We start from the raw sequence: 20,664 nt of genomic DNA, 5'->3' as shown, positions 1-20,664 counted from the left end.
CATTTCCATTAATGGTTGTAGCGTCGTATTTGTACAATCATCCCCATTCTAGGATGGTCGAAATAGTGTATTTCATTACTAATCACACGTTTAAATTGTGAAAAGCGAGCTTTCTCGTAGTCACCAGTCTCTAAACGTTTGCTAATATCAAAGTCGGCATTAATGAAAAGGTAATGGCGTACATATATTTTCATTAAGCCATCTAACTCCCACTTGGGAGCACTTTGTATTGTGTCAGGTATATATTGCTGTGTAGGCGAGACCAAGCTTATAAAATCGGTATCAATATTTGTAGTCGTTGATTGTTCAGATTGTAAATGCTCCCCAGCAAATAGGCGTATACTGGGCGCTCTTGATTGGCTCATTTCAGGGAAACGCCAACCGGTATGCAAAATAGGGGTTAAGCCTTTTCTATCCAGCTGGTTTTTTTGTTCAGTGAATTGTAAATCTGATGAAGCGATAAGATATATTTCATCAGTATCTTCACGAGACTTAACTGAAGGTGTAACAGGTAATTGCGTATAGCTAGATAAAAAGTCCACACTATCATCACACACATTAGAGTGCGGTGAGTTGCTGACTAGACTGTCTGTAAAAGAGTTTGATTTAAAACGAGTGTCACCTTCTATACAGGCTTGCCTTGCTTGTTCTTCAAGGGCTGGCGTGAGCAAGTCCAGTTTGTTCTTTGCATTGATTTCATCGTGTTTTAAACTGAAATCTTCTTGTAAGTAAGGGGCAGGGCGCTGTTTATAAATAAGAACTTCAATTTCGAACCAGCGAGTTGCAAAGGCTGAGCTCGTAAATAAGCAGCAAAGCAAAATAAAACTATTTCTAAACAACATTAATGGCTAACCTTTTTTTCGAAATCTGCAATCATTGCAGTGACCATTTTTAAGCGTTCACGAGGATTTGCCTCGCTAATAGCAAAGCGCAGTTTGTTTGCGCCATCCATTTTATACACCTGCGGTGCACTTTGTATCAAACCTATAATGAAGCTAGGGTTAACCTTTGTATGCTGGCTAAACTCAAAATAGCCGCCTTTCGGGTTTGCTTCAATCTTCTTAATACCAATATGACTTGCTTGTAGTTTTAATTGCTGCAGACTGAATAAGTTTTTCGTCGCGTCAGGCAGCAGACCAAAACGGTCAATCAGCTCGACTTGTAACTCGTCCATATCATTGAGGTTAGCACAGCTTGCAATGCGTTTATAGATACCTAAACGTGCATTTACATCATGAATATAATCATCGGGTAATAACGCTGGTAGCTTTAAGTCAACCTCAGTTTGCTGGCCGAGCAAGTTTTCAAGGGTTGGCTCTTTGCCTTCTTTGAGCGAGTTGACCGCCTGTTCAAGCATCTCCATATACAAACTAAAACCAATGGTTTGCATTTGACCTGATTGATCATCACCGAGCAGTTCACCAGCACCACGAATTTCTAAATCATGCGTTGCGAGCGCAAAACCTGCACCTAGATCTTCCAGTGATTCAATTGCTTCTAGGCGCTTAACGGCATCTTTAGTTAACGATTTGGGGTTGCCAGTCAGTAGGTAGGCATACGCTTGGTGGTGGCTACGGCCAACACGACCACGCAATTGGTGAAGCTGTGCTAGACCGAGCTTGTCTGCTCTATCCATAATAATAGTGTTGGCAGTGGGTACATCGATACCGGTTTCGATAATGGTGGTACACACAATCACGTTATATTTTTGGTGATAAAAATCACTCATAATTTGCTCAAGCTCGCGCTCTCGCATTTGACCATGTGCCGTTGTTACGCTGGCTTCAGGGACCCATTCAGTGATTTCTTCCGCAACTCGGTCGATCGTTTCAACATTATTATGTAAGAAATACACCTGACCACCACGTTTAATCTCACGCAGAATTGCTTCGCGGATAAGTTCAGCATCTCTTTGTCTAACAAAGGTTTTAACGGCTAAACGTTTCGCAGGCGGTGTGGCAATAATGGATAAGTCACGCATGCCACTCATTGCCATGTTTAATGTACGTGGGATAGGGGTTGCAGTGAGCGTTAAAATATCGACATCGGCACGTAATGCTTTAATTTTTTCTTTTTGGCGCACACCAAAGCGATGTTCTTCATCAACAATCAATAATCCCAAGTCTTTAAATTGAATATCTTGTTGAATAAGCTTGTGCGTACCAATTACGATATCTAATTTACCCTCGGCCATTCTATCTAGGGTATCTTTCTGCTCTTTGGTTGAGTTAAAACGTGATAAAACACCCACCTCAATGGGTAAATCGGCAAAACGGTCTTTAAAGTTTTCATAGTGTTGTTGAGCAAGCAGTGTGGTTGGGACAAGTACAGCGACTTGCTTATTATCATTTACTGCAACAAAGGCTGCGCGCATTGCCACTTCTGTTTTACCAAAGCCAACGTCACCACACACTAAACGGTCCATTGCTTGTTTACTTTGCATATCACCCAGCACAGACTCTATGGCGTTGCGTTGATCGTCAGTTTCTTCAAATGGGAAGCTATCGCTAAACTGACGATATGCACTGCCATCAAGCTTAAATTTATTGCCAGGCTTTGCTTGTCGTTTAGCGTAAATATCTAATAGCTCAGCAGCCACATCACGGACTTTCTCGGCGGCACGTTTCTTGGCTTTTTCCCACGCATCGGAGCCTAATTTATGGAGCGGGGCAGAGGCTTCTTCGCCACCTGAATAGCGGCTCAGCATATGTAACGCAGAAACGGGCACGTATAGTTTTGCCTCGTTGGCGTAGATGATCGTAACAAACTCGGTGATCACACCCGCAGCATCGATAGTTTCAAGGCCTTGATAGCGGCCGACACCATGGTCAAGGTGAACAATTGGTTGGCCTTCACGTAATTCAGCAAGGTTACGAATAAGCGCATCTTGGCTGGCTTCGTATTTGTGTTTACGGCGTCGTCGCTGCGAAACCTTGATGCCTAATAATTCTTGCTCTGTAATGATGGTTAAACGCGGTTTACCGTCTAACACCACACTTTGCTCAAGTGGTGAAACGATAAGGCCAACATCACTGGTACTATTGGTAAAATCGCTAAACGATTCAAATTCTTTAAGCTTTAAACCACTTGGTTTTAATAAGGTGAGTAATGATTCGCGGCGGCCATCCGATTCAACTGAGAGCAGCACGCGGCCTTTTTGTTTTTTCTCGCTGGCAACATAGTCAATTAAACCTTGATACGGTTCATGTAACTTATGATCAATACGCACATTCGGCAGCTCTTTACTGGCAAGGTTTGTATGCCCTGCTTTGGTGCCTAACTTTGCTTGCGATAAACGAATACGTGCGTATTTAGCAAATTCACCAAATAGTTCATTAACGCTTTGATAGAGCTTTACAGGTTCAAGTAAAGGCCTGAGCGGATCAACACGGCGGTTTTCATAGCGTACATTCACATCATGCCAAAATTGATCAGCTGCATGTTCTATATCGCCAAAATGCATAAACGTCGTATTGCTTGGTAAGTAATCGAAAATAGTTGCCAGTCCATCAAAAAACAGTGGCATATAATATTCGATACCCGCAGGCCAGGTTCCTTTGGTAACCTGCATATAAATTGAGTCTTGCTCAGAGCTTGCGCCAAAATGTTCACGATAATTAATACGAAAACGCTCAATGTCAGCATCGTTGGTTGGGAATTCGTGAGCTGGCAGTAACTCAATTTTGTCGACCTTTTCATCTGAACGTTGGCTTTCAACATCAAATAAACGAATGCTGTCGAGCTCATCATCAAAAAAGTCTAAACGAAATGGGTGCGGGCTACCCATAGGGTATAAGTCAACAATAGAGCCACGAATCGCGTATTCACCATGCTCCATCACTTGTTGTACATGTAAATAGCCGGCTTGTTCTAAGTTTTCACGCAGTGTGTGGGTATCTAGGGTGTCGCCCACTTTAAAGTTAAGGGTTGAACCATAAATAAACGAAGCAGGGGCAGTACGCAGCATCAAGGTCGATACTGGCACAATTAATACACTTTGTTGTTCTTTTTTTAAGGTATTTAACGTGGCTAAGCGCGCCGAAATAATATCTTGATGCGGCGAAAAATGATCATAAGGCAGTGTTTCCCAGTCAGGGAAGACCATGACTGGGTTTTCAGGCAACAGAAATTCGAGTTCAGTTTCAAGGCGTAGGGCACTTGGCGTATCAGGGGTGACAATCACAACCAGCTCGTTGTGTTGTTTTACACCTTCTGCGATGGCGATGCTAAGACCGCTACCGGTAAGTTGCCCCCATTGAATTTTATCTTTTTCAGATTTTACCCAAGGCAATGCTGCCCATTGCGCAAACGCCATTTACTACTCCTTTAAACTGTTTTTACTGCTTAGTCTCGATAAATCTTGGTTAAGTCCTGATAGTGATCGATACGACGATCACGAAGGTATGGCCAAATTCGACGTATGTTTTCACTACGTGCTTGGTCTAATTCAACAACGAGTAATTGCTCATCGCTGTTGTTCGCTTCAGCTAAAATTTCACCTTGAGGACCCGCAATAAACGAGTTACCCCAGAACTGAATACCTTCACTTTGAGTGCTTGGATCACTTTCGTGGCCAACACGGTTACAGCTGATCACCGGTACGCCATTGGCAACTGCATGAGCGCGTTGTGAAATAACCCAGGCGTCTTTTTGACGTGTTTGCTCGTCTTTTTCATCACGCGGGTCCCAACCAATGGCTGTAGGGTAAATTAAAATTTCAGCACCGGCCATGGCCATTAAGCGTGCAGCCTCTGGGAACCACTGATCCCAACACACTAATACGCCTAGTTTACCAACAGAGGTTTGAATAGGCTCGAAACCTAAATCACCCGGTGTGAAGTAAAACTTCTCGTAAAAACCTGGGTCATCAGGAATATGCATTTTACGGTATTTACCGGCAATGCTGCCGTCAGTTTCAAGTACCACAGCAGTATTGTGATAAAGACCTGTAGCACGCTTTTCGAATAATGATGACACGATCACCACATTGAGTTCTTTGGCAAGTGCACCTAAGATGTCTGTGCTTGGGCCCGGAATGGTTTCTGCTAAATCAAAAACATCTACATCTTCGGTTTGGCAAAAATATAAACTGCGGTGTAGCTCTTGTAGAACAATAAGCTTAGCGCCTTGGCTTGCTGCATCACGAATACCAGCAATTGATTTTGCCATATTGTCTTGAGCATTATCGGTGTTTGATTGCTGAACAAGAGCAACCTTTAAATGCGTTGGTTTAGTCATTGTTTGTTCCTGCTAAAAAGCCGCGCGGTAATTGCATTGTAATACAGTGTAAGCTGCCAAATTGGTGAATAATTGGCACACAATTAATACCCACCACAGTGTGATCTGGGTATGCTTTGGCAACCTGACCAAGCGCCAGTTGGTCGTTTTCGTCACCATAAATTGGCACTAAAACGGTTTTATTGATAATTAAATAATTAGCATATGTGGCAGGGAGTCTGTCACCATCTTCATTGAACACTGCTTTTGGCCAAGGTAAGGCAATCAGCGTGTAGTTTTCACCTTCTGCTGTTTTAAATGATTGCAGTTGTTTTTCCATTGCATCAAGGGCAGCAAAGTGCTCATCATTTTTATCGTCGCACTGAACATAAACAAGGGTGTTGTTTGGTGCAAAACGTACCAGCGTATCAATATGGCTGTCGGTATCATCACCTGCAAGATAGCCGTGATCAACCCAAAGGAAAGACGTAGCACCCAGTTGCTCAATCAGCGTCTTTTCTATATCCGCTTTTGTAAGTTCTGGGTTACGATTTGGGTTTAATAAACATTCGCTGGTTGTGAGTAGCACGCCGTGTTCATTAATTTCAACGCCGCCGCCTTCAAGAACCAGCTCACTTTGCTGATAAGCATTTTTAGGATTAGCGATTTGCTTTACAAGCACTTGATTAATTTGGTTATCGAGATCACTTGCAAATTTATTGCCCCAGCCATTAAAAATAAAATCCATCACTTTTAATTGCGTTGCGTCATCAATATTCGCGCAGGTCAATGGGCCATGGTCACGTGCCCAGGTATCGTTACACGGTGTCACCACAAAGTGAATGCGATTAGCATCAACCTCTGTATTTGTAAGTAAAGCTGCAATATGTGTTTTTAGGGCATTATCATGGGCCACGATAACAACATCTTGTTGTTGGCTAATTGCTTGGCAAAGCGCTACATACACAGGCTCAACAGCTGTTAAATTTGCTGCCCAATCCGTGTCTTGATGAGGCCAAGTGAGCATTACGGCATCTTGCTCAGCCCATTCAGGTAAAAGTCTAAATTTCATGAAGGTAATAAACAAACTAAGGTGGGGCTAGTTTAGCATTTTAGCCATAGATGTCAGCTTTTTGTGCGCGATTAAGCGCGATTTTTAATTGTCTTGCTGATTGTTTTCTTGCTGACGTTTTTTTAGTTGACGTGTTTGTGCGTGTAAGGCAGCCCTTACGACTAAATCTTGGTCAACATCACGAATGGCAGTAAACAATAAGGTATATTGATATTTATCATCATCGCATTTTTCAATGGCCACTAATTCGGTATAGCAATAAATAGCCGATGCTTCGTGTTGTAAGAATAACTTAGTGCGAAATGTTTGCCCTAATTCATATACATCAGTTGAGGTCAATTTTACGCCACCGCCGCCATAACTATCGCAATAGTTTGCGTTATCGTCAGGCTGCTCTGAAGCTAAGATATGACTCATGATTAAATCGATTTTACGAGACTGCGCCTGTAAAAACGCTGCCAATTCCTGTGCAACATCACCTAGATTACGCAGTGGTCGTAAGCTTGTTTGTTCAAGTTCGTTTACTTCGTTGGCAAGTTTAAATAGAGCAGGGATATCCGCTTCGAGTTCAGCATTGGTTTTTGGCACAGCACTTGATTCAACCGCATATAAATTGACACGGTTGCTCTCGTTGATTTGAAAAAACTGTTCAAATTCGGCTAATTTTTGATTATTCATGCTGTACTCCACACATCTTTCCTTAATACTAGCGTTGGAAGCTGTAAATTGCTAGTAATCCAATAATCAAAAAAAGGGCAAACTCATTGTTTGCCCTTCATTTTTTACAGATTACCCTCTTGGGTTTTGACATGTTCTTGTTGATGATGTTCTGCTATCTCATCAGCAAGTTCTTGTCTTGAGCGTTTTTCAGTTAACTTACGCGCCGTTAACCAATAAAAGAATAAAGGCACAAAGAATACCGCAAGGAATGTGGCGGCCATCATTCCGCCCATAACACCCGTACCAACACTGTGACGTGCCCCCGCGCCTGCACCAGTGCTCAGTACTAAAGGCACTACGCCTAAAATGAAAGCAAGCGAAGTCATAATGATTGGTCTAAAACGTAAACGAGCAGCCTCAAGTGCAGCAGTACTTGCGCTCCAGCCTTGTTGATGTTTCATCAAGGCGTATTCAACGATAAGAATCGCGTTTTTACTGGCAAGACCAAGTAGTGTTACCAGACCAATTTGGAAGTACACATCGTTTGTCATGCCAACAACCCAAACTGCTATAAGCGCACCAAAGGTACCAAATGGCAGGGCAAGCATAACTGAAAATGGTAATGACCAACGTTCATATAGCGCTGCTAAAATCAAAAATACCATGATCACAGCAAGGCCTAAGGCAATTCCTGTGGTACCAGAACTGCGTTTTTCTTGGAATGCAGAGCCTGTCCATTCGTAGGTCATATTAGGGGGTAACACGGCTTGTGCAATTCGTTCAACTTCAGCAATGGCTTGGCCTGAGCTGTAACCTGGCGCTGCATTACCCATCAGTTTAACAGCTGGTAAGTTGTTGTAGCGGTTAAGATTTTCTGGGCCACGGCTATACTCAATGGTGGTGAATGCTGAAAGCGGTACCATAGTACCTTGGTTGTTTTTAACATAGATACGGCCAATGTCATCAGGCTTCATTCTAAATTCGGGTTCAGCAGACATTAGCACTTGCCATGCTCGACCAAATTTATTGAAGTCGTTAACGTAATAAGTCCCTAAGTTACCCGCAAGGGCATTAAATGCAGCATCTATCTCAACACCCATGGCACGCGCTTGTTCACGATCAATATCCACTTTTAATTGTGGGGCATCTGGTCGCCAGAGTGTTTGCAGACCACTGATGATAGGGCTCTTTTGCGCTTCGGCTGTCATTAACTGCATGGCTTGCTGTAGCTTATCAGGGTCACTATCACCTTTGTTTTGAATGTAAAACTCAAAACCACCGGTATTACCTAAACCAAAAATAGCCGGAGGATTAAAGGCAAGCACCAGCGCCTCCTTAATACCTGCTGTTTTCATGAAGAGCTCTTGTACCAATGCTTTGGTATCAACTTCGCGTTCATCCCAATGCTTTTGGGTCACGAATAAGGTCGCAGCACTATTTTTGTAGCCACCACCAATAAAGTCAAAACCGGTAAACGCCACCACGTTCTCGTTAGCAGGGTTTGACTGCACTGCTTTTACAACTTGTTGCGTTACTTGTTCGGTGCGCTCAAGTGATGAACCGTCAGGTAAGAAAATCGCAGAGATGTAATAACCTTGGTCTTCATCAGGCACTAATGAACCAGGCGTATTTTGCCAAAGGCCTATAGTTGCAACAATCATCCCAGTCATAAGAATTAAACCGAGTAAACCGCGTCGAATCATAAAGCCAACGGCACCTACATATCGCCCTGTGATTTTTGTAAAAGTAGCATTAAACCATAAGAAGAAGCGGGCTGTTTGCTTATGCTCTTGCTTCAAAATAAGCACACAAAGAGCAGGCGTCATTGTTAAGGCGACCACACCCGATAAACTTACAGCAATCGAAATGGTAATAGCGAACTGGCGGAATAATTCACCAGTTAAGCCACCTAAAAATGCGATAGGCACAAACACTGAACACAGTACTAGAACAATCGCCACAACAGGGCCGCTAACTTCACCCATGGCCTTAACTGCGGCGTCTCGTGCACCTAGCCCTTCTTCGTGCATGATACGCTCAACGTTTTCAAGCACCACGATAGCATCATCAACAACAATACCAATCGAAAGCACCATGCCGAATAAGGTTAACGAGTTAATTGAGTAACCCAGCATGTACATACCCGCAAACGTGCCCAGTAGTGATACGGGGACTGCTAGAGTTGGAATAAGTGTTGCGCGCCAGTTTTGTAAGAATAAATACACCACTAAGAATACCAATACCATGGCTTCAAGCAGTGTTTTTACTACTTCACGAATCGATACTTCAACAAAGCGGGTCGTGTCATATGAGGTTAAATGAGCAAGCCCGATAGGGAACTGACTTTTCATTTCTTCAATAACACTGTTTACTTCTTCAGCAACATCTAGGGCATTGGCGCCTGGTTGTAAGAAGATACCTAATAGTACCGCTTCTTTACCGTTTATTGTGCCTTTAAAGTTATAGTCTTTTGAACCCAGCTCAATGCGTGCTACGTCTTTTAATCTTAAGCTACTGCCATCAAGATTTGAGCGAATAATAATATTTTCAAATTGCTCAGGCTCTGACAAACGGCCTTGTGCGGTCACACTGTAAACCAGTTCTTGAGGAGATTTAGACGTTGGTGTCGCACCAATTTTACCGGCAGCATATTGTGAGTTTTGCACACGAATGGCGGCTGAGATTTCTTCAACAGTGACACCGAGCTGGCTCATAACATCTGGACGTAACCAAATACGCATGGCGTAATCTTTGGCACCAAATATTTGCACACTCGTAGTGCCTGGAATACGTTTAATACGATCCAGCACATTCATAGTGACATAGTTTGATGTCCATAAACTTGAGCGAGAACCATCTGGTGAATAAAAGGCGTGTACCTGTAAAAAGCTAGAAGAGCCTTTTTGTACCACCACACCTTGGCGGCGTGTTTCTTCTGGTAAGCGCGCTTCAACCTGCTTAACACGGTTATTAACATTGACTGCGGCCTGATCGACATCAGTGCCAATTTCAAATGTTACTTCAATTGTGGTCGAACCCGAGCTAGTTGATGTAGACGACATATACATCATGCCCTCAACACCAGTTATTGCATTTTCGATCGGCGCTGCCACTGTTTGTTCGAGTACCTCGGCAGATGCACCTGGATAGGAAGCTGTCACTTGCACTACAGGAGGCGCTATTTCAGGGTACTGAGCAATAGGTAAACTGCGCATCGCAGCAAGGCCCGCAAGCACAATAACAATCGATATAACAAACGCGAAAATCGGTCTGTCTATAAAATAACGAGAAAACATAAGACTCCCTGTGCTTATTCTGCGTGGCTTGAGTTAGCGGCTGGTTTGCCAACATTGACAGGCATACCTGGGAAGAAAATACGCGCCATGCCATCAACAATCACTTGGTCGCCTTCTTTTAAACCACTGCGAATTAACCAAAAGTTTTGGAATTGTTCATTGTTTGGTTTTTTTATCCATTCACCCACTTCAACAGGCGCAGGTAGTGCTACATCCATACCTTGTTCATTTTTACTCACAACATAAACAAACTTGCCTGTGCCGTTATCGAGTACGGCGCGCTGTGGTACGATGATGGCATTTTTGCGTACCGCGCCAGTTAGCTCAATTCGTACAAATTGGCCAGGTCGTAACTGAAAATCAGGATTTGAGATCACAGCTTGAAACTCGCTGGTGCCGGTGTTCGGATTGATACGCACATCAGAGAAGTTCACTTCGCCAGTTTTAGCGTACAAAGAACCATCTTGAAGTTTTATTTGCGTTCTCCAGTGGCCTTGCTCTGGTAACGTTAGTGAGCCATTTTTAACATCTTGACGCATTTGTAGTTGTTCGCGTTCTGACAAACCAAACCGAATACGTATAGGGTCAAACTGGGTCATTTGCGTGAGTAAAACGTCAGGGCCTGAAACAAACGTACCTTCAGAAACAAATTCACGTCCCATTACACCCGCAACAGGGGCTTTTACTTGGGCATATTCAAGATTTAATTGTGCTTCTTTTAGCGCAACCTTGGCCGCTGCGAGGTTTGTTTTGGCAATATCATTAGCTGAGCTCGCGTTATCATAATCGCGTTGTGAAACTGACTTCTCTGCACGCAATTTTCCTAAACGTTTAACGTCTCGTTCAGTTTGTACCAGCGATGCCTTGGCACCATCAAGAGCCGCCTGGGCACGATCAACAGCTAGCTGGTATGGTTCAAGATCAATAGTAAATAGTGATTGACCTTGTTCGACACGCTGACCTTCTTCAAAATTACGTGATTCTAGAATACCCGCTACACGCGCTCGAACTTCAACTTCTTTAGAGCCAGATAGGGTTGCTGGTAATTCAATCGTGAATGGTGCATCTTCTGTTTTTATGGTCATTGTAGCAACAGCAGCAGGATGCATTTGCTCTTGTGGTTTAGGGGCCTCGGAACAGCCTTGCAATACAAGTGGTGCAGCGATCAAAAATAGTAAAGATAATGATAATTTGGCAGGTGCGAAAGACAGACGCATGTTTACTCCACAGTCCAATTGTTAAGTATAGTAAGCATAGTCGATAGCCCACAAGTCATGAAAAGGCGAACCATGCTAGGATTAAGCGCAATCAGTGTATACCTAAAACTTTTAAAGGTACACCATTTAGTTTACTTTTTGGTTTGTTTTTTAGACTAAATAATGAATGCTCTGTACATAAAAATTACTGAGTTTTGTGCGAAATGAACAATAAAAAGTATGAAGACTACCGTTTGTAGTCTTCTGAGGGTTTAATTAACGATTAAGTAGTAAAGCGAGCTCTTTTATATCATTAACAATGTAGTCAGGTTTTGTCGCTAGTGGATACAGCGCTTTACCGGGTCTTGCAACAAAGGCTGTTTGCATACCTGCGGCCTTTGCACCGGCAACATCCCAACCGTGAGCGGCTACCATCAGTGCCTCATGGGGTGCTACATTAAGTTGTTTAAGTAGCCACTGATATGAGCGAAGATCGGGCTTATATACCTTGATATCTTCAACACTGTATCGGTCACTAAAAAATTTCGTCAAATCAGCGTGTTTAAATTGCGCTGCTACCCCTTTATTTGATGAATTAGTAAAGCTTACTAACTTAAAGCCTTTATCATTAAGTTGAGCAAGTCCGTGCTTTACATCTGGGTGTGCTGTAAGAGATAAAAGCGGTGGTACAATCGCTTGTTTTGCCTGCTCTTTAGTAATATTAATTTGATGGTTACTTGCCACCATCATCAATGCTGCGACACCAATTTCACCAAAATCATGGTAGTCATTCGTCACGGTGCTAACTAATGAGTGATGTAACATGGTCGAAAACCAAAGAGGCAATAGTTGTGTTTGTCCGTTAAGTGCTTCCCCGACAGAGTCCCTCATTTGTTCAAGGTCAAGCAAGGTTTCGTTAACATCAAATACAATTACTTTTGGGGTTTCAAGATGTTGACTATTTGCCATAGCTTCACTCCCAATTAAGGTGCTAAATATTAATATACAAGCACCTAATAATTTAGTTGATAGACTGACATTACGCATCCTGCAACCCTTTTGCCGCATTTAATACCTCACTTGGCTCTGCACGTAGCGTATAGTCTTCTTTAGCAAATACATATTGAACAGTACGGTCTTTATCAATAACGTAGGTTGCAGGAAGAGGAAGCTCGTAACTGTTATCCCCATTTGCACTAGGAATATCCAAGCCCAGCTCTTGATAGACTGGAATTAAGCGTTCATCTAATGTGAACACTAATCCACATGCTTTTGCTAGTGTATTTTCAACATCTGATAAGACCGTAAAGGCTAATTCATTCTGTTGTTCAGTGGATAACGAGTGATCAGGTAACTGTGGTGAAACTGCTACTAGTTGAACATGGTGTTTAGCAAACTGTCCTTAAGTGCATTTAGCGCACGTAATTCTAAGTTACAGTATGGGCACCAACCGCCACGGTAAAAGCTAAGCACCAGAGGTCCTTTGTCTAATAACTGCGAGAGTGTCACGGTTTCACCATGACTATTTGGCAAGCTAAAGTCAGGAAATACTGCGCCTACTGGTAATGCATGTTGATTTAACTGCTCAGCGATCAGTTTGTCGGTGGTAATGTCCATTAAGTTTAAGATATCGCTTGGGACATTTGCTTTTTTCTGTACTTCGAATGCGTCAATTTGGCTTTTTAAAGACATAGTGTGGCTCCAGACCATTAGGGTAAAAAATGCAGTATAGTGTTTTATTTTTTTATATATACTAGGCAAAAGTGAAAGCTAAATTCGAAAATATTGAATTGAAAATATGTATAGCCTATCCGATTTAGAAACATTTATAGCGATTGTTGAGAACCAAGGGGTCGTGGCGGCTGCAAAAGCACAAGGTTTATCGCCAGCAACAGTGAGCCACCGTTTAAGTAAGCTTGAAAAGGCACTTTCAACCGTGCTTATTTTTCGGGATAGCCGACGGATTAGGTTATCACCAGCAGGAGACGTCTTTTACCAACGCGCAAGCGCAATTTTGGAAGCGTTGTATGATGCTGAGCATCAAATAGGTGCAAGAGGGTCGGCAATATCAGGGTTATTACGTGTCACCATGCCGCCATGGGTCTTTTCTAAATTTGTTATGCCTGAGCTTAATCAGTTTGAGCAACAATACCCTGATTTAAAACTGGATTTTATGATTACAGATCATTTTGTGAATGTAGTGGATGACGCACAAGATGTGGCGATTAGGGTAGGACAGTTAGTTGACTCTAATTTATTATCTCGAAAACTTGCTGTTAACTCGCGTATTCTATGTGCTGCACCAAGCTACATTGAAAAATATGGTATGCCAAAGTCAGTGGCTGATTTGGTTGATCATTACTGGGTGTGTTTACCGTGGCAACGCCAACTTAAGCTCATCGAGAATAATCAAGTCATTCATCACAATGCGCGTACTCGATTTACTATTTCAAACTCAGATAACATGACTCAAGCAGCGATTGCAGGGCATGGTATCACCATCAAATCACACATTGCTATTCAGGATGAACTCAGCAAAGGAGAGTTAATTGAAATATTACCCAATTGTTTAGCTGATGCAGATGCGCCAGTCTGGTTTTTAAAACCTCAAAACAGTTTAGTCACTCGAAAAACAGAGATATTTTATAATTTCATGAAAAGTTTATTTACTTAGAGAACAGAAAATTAACAAATTGTCTTGTAATTAAAATGAAATCTCGTACCCTTAGTTATAAAATAACAAGTGCGAGTTACGGATGACGGAACAGACAGGAATTATTACCGCATTTACTGATATATCAAGCAAACTCAGACGATTTGTTGCACGTATTGTCAGCCCTGATGACGTTGAAGATATAATTCAAGAAACGTTTATTAAAAGTTACGAGGCTGATCTTAAGCAAAATATTGAATATACCCACAGTTATATGCTTAAAACTGCTAAGCACTTAGCATTAAATCACGTTGCGAAATGGGATAATAAATACAAAGAGTCCCTTGATGAGCATCAACAAGTCACCAATCAGATGCGCTCAATGGCACTTGAAGATGAAGTCACCTCAAAAGAGCGGTTTTTATTTTTTTGTCGCGTGACTAACGAATTGAGCCCTCAAGTTAAAAAGTGTTTTATTTTAAAAAAGGTCTATGGTCTAAGCCAAAAGGAAATCGCAATTAAAATGAAGTTGAGCGAAAGTACAGTTGAAAAGCACATCGCCAAAGGGCTCTTGCATGCATTGCATGCTATGAAAGCACATGACACTCAGCAACTAAATCAATTAAATACCACTGATGTAACCGCCAAAGAGGTGAATAAATGAGTAATGTTCATCCTTTTTCGTCGAAAGATATGATTCAAGCTCAGGCGAGTCGTTGGGTAAGCGCAATTGACAGAGGCTTATCTGATAAAGAGGTGCATGAGTTACAGCAATGGGCAAAACAAAGCAGTGCCCATCAAGATGCGTTATTTGAACTCGCTCAACTTTGGGATGAAATGAGTGTGCTCAATGAGCTAAGTAGCCTTTTTCCTGAAAAAACTCAACATAAACAACCTGCGGTTTTTGGCTTGGCAACCGCGGCAAGTTTTCTAGTTGTGATGTTACTAGGTTGTGTTTTACTGATTTACTCAAGTTATTGGCAATCAGCTGAAGACGACCATGCGAAATTTACAAAGATTTATCGAACCAAAGTCGGTGAGCAGGCAACCTATGTCTTGCCAGACAGCACGATTGTTCAGCTTAACACCAATACAAAGTTAGAAGTGGTGTACACGGGCGACCGTCGTCAACTTATATTGAATCGAGGCGAGGGGCGTTTCAATGTTGCCAAGGATGCGAGCAGACCTTTTACAGTCATTGCCGGGGATAAGTCTTTTACTGCGCTTGGCACCGTGTTTAATGTTCAGCGTAACACTTCATCAGATCTTGAGTTGGTAGTCACAGAGGGCAAAGTAATGATAGCAGAGCCACACACGCTTGTTGATGCAAATGACTTTGAGCATTTAAAAGATGCTTCAAACGAGAGTCTATCGATAAAAAAACTCCATGCGAACGTGGTTGTCTCGGGTGAAAAAGCGCTTATAAAACACAGTAAAACAGAGCCTGTTAAACAACTGTCGATGGATGATGTACAACGAGATTTAGCATGGCAGCATGGTATGATTATTTTTAATGGTGAGCCTTTAGGTGAAGCGCTACAAGAGGTTAGTCGCTACACAGCTACCCGTTTTGAATTGACTGATCCTGATTTAACTTCTTTAAAAGTTGCGGGCGTTTTCAAGGCTGGCGATATAAAAGGATTACTTGAGTCGTTACACGCTAATTTAGCGGTTAAACATCAACGCTTAGGCGAGCATCGTGTTAGTTTAAGTTTTGAAAGTAAAAGCTAATTTCCCTCATGAAAAAAAATGATTTTCACGTTGTTAATGTTAATCACAAAAAATTAAATAAAAAAAAGTTAAATTTACATAGTGGATTTTTCTTTCTGAACTGTTTGATTAAGTTGCGCAGTAAACAATTGCATTTATTTCCAGCGTCGATGGCTGTCTACGGCTTATGTATGGGGCAACCAGCCATTGCTGCTGAAAAGCAAATGCTGCAATTTGATATTAAAGCGCAACGAGCAGATTTAGCCTTGATTGAATTCGCTAAGCAAACAGACCAAACGGTTATTTTCTCTTTTGAGCTTGCTAAGCAATATCAAGCACAGTCGGTGTTTGGTTTTTATACCAAGCTAGATGCACTTGAGACCATGCTTCAAGGTACAAAGCTCGATGCGGTTGTTGATCAAACTGGTTTACTGAGTATAAAACTCAAACAAATCAATAGGAAAGATAACAACATGAAAAACCTTTCAGGGGTCAGTGCTGCAGTCGTGCCGTTACTACTTGCAAGCAATAATCAGGCATTTGCAGCAGAACAAGCTGCAGAAGAAAATATCGAGAAAATCGCTGTTGTTGGTAGTCGTGTAGCAGGGCGTTCAGTTGAGGATTTACCGGTACCCGTTGATATTTTAAGTGCGGAGGCACTTGAAAATACAGGACAAACAGAAGTGGGCCGTATGCTTCAAGCTATCGCCCCTTCTTTTAACTTTTCCAGCTCGTCTATCAGTGATGGTACTGATGCGCTGCGTCCGGCAACACTACGTGGTTTAGGGCCCGACCAAACTTTAGTGCTTATCAATGGTAAGCGTCGTCACCAAGCGAGTATCATCCACATTAATACGTCAGTAGGTCGTGGTACGGCCGGTACTGACATGAATGCTATTCCTGCGGCATCAATTAAGCGCATTGAAGTTTTACGTGATGGTGCGGCTGCACAATATGGTTCAGATGCGATTGCCGGTGTTATCAATATCGTGTTAAAAGATGCTGAAGAAGGCGGTAAAGCAGCCATTAATTATGGCGAATACTCAGAGGGTGATGGCGAAACTGTTAATATTGATTTTAACAAAGGTTTTGCCCTGGGTGATGATGGTTATTTAAATACCACAATTAACTACCGTGATCGCGCCCCAACGAACCGTGCTGGCCTTCATGGCTCATGTCAATTTTATGGTTGTACGGAGCTTGATGACGGCACTTTACTTGCTGGTGACCCACGCGAACTCACAGCACCGCGTGACACATTTAGAATTGGTGATGCTGATTCTCAGCAATTTGCGCTAACGGTTAATACTGGTTATGAACTTGCTGGTGGTGAGCTGTATGGCTTTATCACTTATTCAAACCGTGAAAATGAATCAGCGGCATTTTTCCGCCATAACGCCAATGCGACTGGTAACCCTGTATTACAAGACGGTGATGCAACAATTCCAATGGGCTTCTTGCCGAAAATTAATACTGTAATTGATGACGTGTCTTATAACGTAGGTTTTAAAAAGTCGTTCGATCATGACTCAAGCATTGACTTATCTTATACCTATGGTGAAAACAGCATAGATTACACCACAAGTGACACAATTAATGGTTCGTACGCAAACTTACTTCGTTATGAGCAAGGTTTATCAGCAGATGAAATTCGTGCCACTATCCCGCGTTCAGCGTTTGCATATGGCCTTGAATTATCTCTACAAACACTTAATCTCGATTACACAAAAGATTACGATAATTTTTCATTAGCATTGGGTGCTGAAATCCGCACAGATGAATTCCGCATCTTAGAGGGCAGTGAATATGCTTATCGTGATTACGACACCGTTGATGGTGTAAGCATTTATTCAGGCCTCAGCGGCGGTGTAGGTAGTGAAGATGCAGCCAGTGGTACACAAGGCTTTGGTGGTTCTGATCCTGCGTCATCTGTGGATGAATCACGTGATGTGATCTCATTTTATGCGGATGCTGAAACTTACGTGATCGATGATGTTATTATCTCAGGCGCGCTTCGTTACGATAACTACAAAGGCTTTGGCGACACTGTTAACTTTAAGCTAGCGGCTAATTGGTCGATTACTGAAGACGTCTCTTTACGCGGTGCATTGAGTACAGGCTTTAGAGCACCGTCTATGCAACAGCTTTACTTTAATAACATAAGTACACAATTTGTTGTTGGCGATGATGGCAGCTTAGTGGCTGAACAAGTGGGTACTTTTAGAAACGACAGTACACTCGCGCAATCGATTGGTATTCCTAAGTTAAAAGAAGAAAAATCGCAAAACCGCAGTTTAGGTATTGTGTATAACGTGACTGACAATATCAACGTAACCATTGACTACTATTCGATTGATATTGATGACCGTATTGTTATTTCTAACCGTTTAGGCAAAGGTTTATCAGACACACTTGATGCTGCACTTGTCAGCTCTGGTGCAGGGGCTGGTCAGTTTTTCTTAAATGGTGCGGACACAGAAACAGAAGGTGTTGATTTAGTTGCTACATGGAACACTGAAGGCCTTGGCGGTACGCTCGATTTCACTTTTGCTGCTAACTTCACCAAAACAGATGTGGTTGATTTATTTACGCCATCAGGCAGTGGTCTTGAAACGATTCCTGTTGAAGATGTGTTTTCTGCTCAAGAAACGTCAATCATCGAAGAGTGGCAGCCAGAAGATCGCATTAACTTAAGTGCACTTTATCGACTTGAAGACTGGACAGTAAACTTATCACTGAATCGCTATGGTGAGTACACTGTGGAAGACGGTGGACGTCAAACATACGGTGCTGAAATCTTAACGGATGTGAAAGTGAGTTACTTCTTTGATGAAAACTTATCGTTTAACATTGGTGCTAATAACCTATTTGATGTTTATCCAGATAAGAACACCATTGGTAATTCGCGCTCGGGTACGATTGTTGATGCAAACGGCAACACAATAGTGTCAAGCCCTGGTGTATTCACTTACTCTCGTCGCTCAGCACCATTTGGTTTTAACGGTGCATACTACTACGTAGGTGCAGAGTACAAGTTCTAAACTCTCTTTAGATTCCTTTATTATTATAAACTTGCAAAGGGCCGTTAGGCCCTTTTTTAGTTATAAAGACGTGCCTATAGAGATTGGTACATCTTGATATTGTTTTATTTTATCAAGCAAGGTGACCAAGGTTTTGTGACTACTTTGCTCACTCGCTGTTACTTGCACATTTGTCATTTCAAATTGTGCGGCAAATAACGCGAGGTTAGCGATTATCTGCTCTGGTGTTATAAGCCGGTTTGCAAAGTAAATACTATCATTTTCAGTGATAGTAAATTGCGCTTGTTTTTTCGGGTTATCAAGAGTTGGTTTTGCCAAAGGGCGATTAACTTCAATAGCGCGCTCTTTAACAAACGAGGTTGTTACGATAAAAAATATAAGCAAGATAAACACAATATCGAGCATGGGGGTCATATCTACATCAGCGTTTGCAGTGATTTTTTTATGTTGTTTCACCATAATTAGGTCCTTGTTGTTTTTGGCCAAGACACAAAATTTATGATTAAGTGCACTAGCCACAGTCGTGTTATGAACACGGATTATTTTTAAATTGCTGGGCGCCACAGCAGTTTTTCGGATCCTAAATTTAAAGTTAGCAGCTTTTAAAAATACGGTAGTTAAATAATTATTCTAAGTTTATTAAATGTTTGTAGCGTTTTTGTTGGTAGAGTTTTTTTATTAACTTTAATGAAATCATAATGAGCTTTGTTGGGTCATCTCGATGTAACTAAGTTAAAAGGATGGATAAATGCTAAAAATTAAGTCTTTGGTTTGTGCTGTATGTCTTGTTTTACCCACAGCAAGTTTTGCTGAGCAATCAGTAAATGGGCAAGATTTCATAAATTTATTTGAGAAGCTCTCGGGTAAGCAGCCCGGTATCAGAAAAGGTCACGCCAAAGGTGTGTGCGCTGTCGGCACATTTACACCTAATCAAGCCGCAAAACAGTATTCAATCAGCCCTTTATTTAATGCGCCGTCTAAAGCCAATATCCGTTTTTCTATGGGCGGTGGAAACCCTCACGCTGATGAAACATCACGTTCACCACGTGGTATGGGGGTGCAGTTTGTGTTAGAAAATGGTGATGTGCACAATATCGCAGGGCTTACCACGCCTGTTTTTGCAGGTAACAGCCCTGAAGCATTTTTTGGTTTGCTAAGCACTTTATTACCTGACGAAAAAACGGGTCAAATCGATTTTGCAAAAGTGAAAGCATACAGGCAACAACACCCGAGTACCTTGGGTCAGTTTAATTGGCTACAAAGCCATAATCCGCCTGCATCGTATGTGTCTTCGCGTTATTTTGGCGTACATACTTTTTACATGGTTGATGAAAAGGGCGCTAAGCATGCCTTTAGATGGACTATGGTGCCAGAAGAGCCAGAACAAGTGCTAACAGAAGAGCAAATGAAAACATTACCCAAGTCATTTCTGGCTAAGCGACTTGAAGAGGATTTAGCCAAAGGCAAAGTTCATTATCGTTTTCAAGCTGAATTAGCCGAGCCAGGTGATACATTAACGGATCCTTCAGTTCGTTGGCCTGTTGATCGCACAACAATTAATTTAGGAAAGCTTACGATAGAATCTACGGGCGAATCAGGCTGCGACCTCACTAATTATGACCCAAATCTATTGTCTGAAGGCTTTATGCCAAGTGATGACAAAGTACTTAAGTTACGCTCAACAGCCTACGCTATTTCATTTGCTAAGCGTTTAACGGGGCAATAAATAAAATTAAATCGCTTGGAGTTAACACATTAAAGTAAATACATTTTAATTCTATCTGTCAGGTTTGATTAAAAGGAATTAATCAAACCTGAA

General features: G+C 42.0%; 14 protein-coding genes and 1 pseudogene. 5 read left to right on the top strand and 10 right to left on the bottom strand.

Annotated elements, in window-relative coordinates; all coding sequences use genetic code 11:
• Positions 1-8: 8 nt before the first annotated feature.
• The 9 genes and pseudogenes from PAARA_RS12035 to PAARA_RS11995 all read right to left on the bottom strand — a co-directional run bounded on the left by PAARA_RS12035 (position 9) and on the right by PAARA_RS11995 (position 13,133).
• Positions 9-842 carry a peptidoglycan binding protein CsiV gene (locus PAARA_RS12035; RefSeq protein WP_062569262.1) on the bottom strand — a complete coding sequence of 278 codons (834 nt, stop codon included), beginning with the start codon at positions 840-842 and terminating at the stop codon, positions 9-11.
• Positions 842-4,315 carry a transcription-repair coupling factor gene (gene mfd, locus PAARA_RS12030; protein WP_062569261.1) on the bottom strand — a complete coding sequence of 1,158 codons (3,474 nt, stop codon included), beginning with the start codon at positions 4,313-4,315 and terminating at the stop codon, positions 842-844. Before mfd ends, PAARA_RS12035 begins: the two co-directional genes overlap by 1 nt.
• A 29-nt stretch (positions 4,316-4,344) precedes the next feature.
• Complete coding sequence (locus PAARA_RS12025) at positions 4,345-5,238, bottom strand: carbon-nitrogen hydrolase (protein WP_062569260.1); 894 nt, start codon at positions 5,236-5,238, stop codon at positions 4,345-4,347.
• Positions 5,231-6,289, bottom strand: coding sequence for an agmatine deiminase family protein (locus PAARA_RS12020; RefSeq protein ID WP_062569259.1), 1,059 nt, complete (start codon positions 6,287-6,289; stop codon positions 5,231-5,233). Before PAARA_RS12020 ends, PAARA_RS12025 begins: the two co-directional genes overlap by 8 nt.
• Positions 6,290-6,373: 84 nt before the next feature.
• A complete protein-coding gene (locus tag PAARA_RS12015; protein WP_062569413.1) occupies positions 6,374-6,967 on the bottom strand; it encodes a hypothetical protein in 594 nt (197 codons plus the stop codon).
• 104 nt (positions 6,968-7,071) lie between these two features.
• Positions 7,072-10,245, bottom strand: a complete 3,174-nt coding sequence (locus PAARA_RS12010) for an efflux RND transporter permease subunit (protein ID WP_062569258.1) — start codon at positions 10,243-10,245, stop codon at positions 7,072-7,074.
• Between the two features lie 14 nt (positions 10,246-10,259).
• Entirely contained in the window at positions 10,260-11,462 is a 1,203-nt protein-coding gene (locus PAARA_RS12005; protein WP_062569257.1) for an efflux RND transporter periplasmic adaptor subunit, read from the bottom strand.
• A gap of 255 nt (positions 11,463-11,717) precedes the next feature.
• The gene (locus tag PAARA_RS12000) at positions 11,718-12,410 is read right to left on the bottom strand and encodes a haloacid dehalogenase type II (RefSeq protein ID WP_062569412.1); all 693 of its coding nucleotides are present in this window, start codon (positions 12,408-12,410) and stop codon (positions 11,718-11,720) included.
• 70 nt (positions 12,411-12,480) lie between these two features.
• Positions 12,481-13,133: pseudogene (locus PAARA_RS11995) on the bottom strand (peroxiredoxin-like family protein).
• A gap of 106 nt (positions 13,134-13,239) precedes the next feature.
• Here PAARA_RS11995 and PAARA_RS11990 point away from each other — a divergent pair.
• The 4 genes from PAARA_RS11990 (at position 13,240) to PAARA_RS11975 (ending at position 18,845) form a co-directional block, all read left to right on the top strand.
• A complete protein-coding gene (locus PAARA_RS11990; protein WP_062569256.1) occupies positions 13,240-14,115 on the top strand; it encodes a LysR family transcriptional regulator in 876 nt (291 codons plus the stop codon).
• Between the two features lie 82 nt (positions 14,116-14,197).
• Positions 14,198-14,758: an RNA polymerase sigma factor gene (locus tag PAARA_RS11985; RefSeq protein WP_062569255.1), complete on the top strand. Its 561-nt coding sequence runs from the start codon at positions 14,198-14,200 to the stop codon at positions 14,756-14,758.
• Positions 14,755-15,825 (top strand): FecR family protein, encoded by a 1,071-nt coding sequence (locus PAARA_RS11980; protein WP_062569254.1) that lies wholly within the window; start codon positions 14,755-14,757, stop codon positions 15,823-15,825. The genes PAARA_RS11985 and PAARA_RS11980 overlap by 4 nt, the downstream gene beginning before the upstream one ends.
• A 170-nt stretch (positions 15,826-15,995) precedes the next feature.
• Complete coding sequence (locus PAARA_RS11975; RefSeq protein WP_420806954.1) at positions 15,996-18,845, top strand: TonB-dependent receptor plug domain-containing protein; 2,850 nt, start codon at positions 15,996-15,998, stop codon at positions 18,843-18,845.
• A 60-nt stretch (positions 18,846-18,905) separates the two neighbouring features.
• On the opposite strand, the gene PAARA_RS11970 is transcribed toward PAARA_RS11975, so the two are convergent.
• The gene (locus PAARA_RS11970) at positions 18,906-19,304 is read right to left on the bottom strand and encodes an ExbD/TolR family protein (RefSeq protein ID WP_062569252.1); all 399 of its coding nucleotides are present in this window, start codon (positions 19,302-19,304) and stop codon (positions 18,906-18,908) included.
• A 289-nt stretch (positions 19,305-19,593) separates the two neighbouring features.
• On the opposite strand from PAARA_RS11970, the gene PAARA_RS11965 reads away from it, so the two are divergent.
• Complete coding sequence (locus tag PAARA_RS11965; RefSeq protein ID WP_062569251.1) at positions 19,594-20,571, top strand: catalase family peroxidase; 978 nt, start codon at positions 19,594-19,596, stop codon at positions 20,569-20,571.
• Positions 20,572-20,664 lie beyond the last annotated feature (93 nt).

The organism is Pseudoalteromonas arabiensis, from assembly GCF_001550155.1.
GTDB classification, from domain to species: domain Bacteria; phylum Pseudomonadota; class Gammaproteobacteria; order Enterobacterales; family Alteromonadaceae; genus Pseudoalteromonas; species Pseudoalteromonas arabiensis.
Note: the sequence above shows the minus strand (reverse complement) of the source record. Positions and strands in the feature narration are given on the sequence as shown.

Coding starts and splice junctions, on each gene's coding strand:
- PAARA_RS12035 (WP_062569262.1), bottom strand. CDS start 842: ATGTTGTTTAGAAATAGTTTTATTTTGCTTTGCTGCTTATTTACGAGC.
- mfd (WP_062569261.1), bottom strand. CDS start 4,315: ATGGCGTTTGCGCAATGGGCAGCATTGCCTTGGGTAAAATCTGAAAAA.
- PAARA_RS12025 (WP_062569260.1), bottom strand. CDS start 5,238: ATGACTAAACCAACGCATTTAAAGGTTGCTCTTGTTCAGCAATCAAAC.
- PAARA_RS12020 (WP_062569259.1), bottom strand. CDS start 6,289: ATGAAATTTAGACTTTTACCTGAATGGGCTGAGCAAGATGCCGTAATG.
- PAARA_RS12015 (WP_062569413.1), bottom strand. CDS start 6,967: ATGAATAATCAAAAATTAGCCGAATTTGAACAGTTTTTTCAAATCAAC.
- PAARA_RS12010 (WP_062569258.1), bottom strand. CDS start 10,245: ATGTTTTCTCGTTATTTTATAGACAGACCGATTTTCGCGTTTGTTATA.
- PAARA_RS12005 (WP_062569257.1), bottom strand. CDS start 11,462: ATGCGTCTGTCTTTCGCACCTGCCAAATTATCATTATCTTTACTATTT.
- PAARA_RS12000 (WP_062569412.1), bottom strand. CDS start 12,410: ATGGCAAATAGTCAACATCTTGAAACCCCAAAAGTAATTGTATTTGAT.
- PAARA_RS11990 (WP_062569256.1), top strand. CDS start 13,240: ATGTATAGCCTATCCGATTTAGAAACATTTATAGCGATTGTTGAGAAC.
- PAARA_RS11985 (WP_062569255.1), top strand. CDS start 14,198: ATGACGGAACAGACAGGAATTATTACCGCATTTACTGATATATCAAGC.
- PAARA_RS11980 (WP_062569254.1), top strand. CDS start 14,755: ATGAGTAATGTTCATCCTTTTTCGTCGAAAGATATGATTCAAGCTCAG.
- PAARA_RS11975 (WP_420806954.1), top strand. CDS start 15,996: ATGGGGCAACCAGCCATTGCTGCTGAAAAGCAAATGCTGCAATTTGAT.
- PAARA_RS11970 (WP_062569252.1), bottom strand. CDS start 19,304: ATGGTGAAACAACATAAAAAAATCACTGCAAACGCTGATGTAGATATG.
- PAARA_RS11965 (WP_062569251.1), top strand. CDS start 19,594: ATGCTAAAAATTAAGTCTTTGGTTTGTGCTGTATGTCTTGTTTTACCC.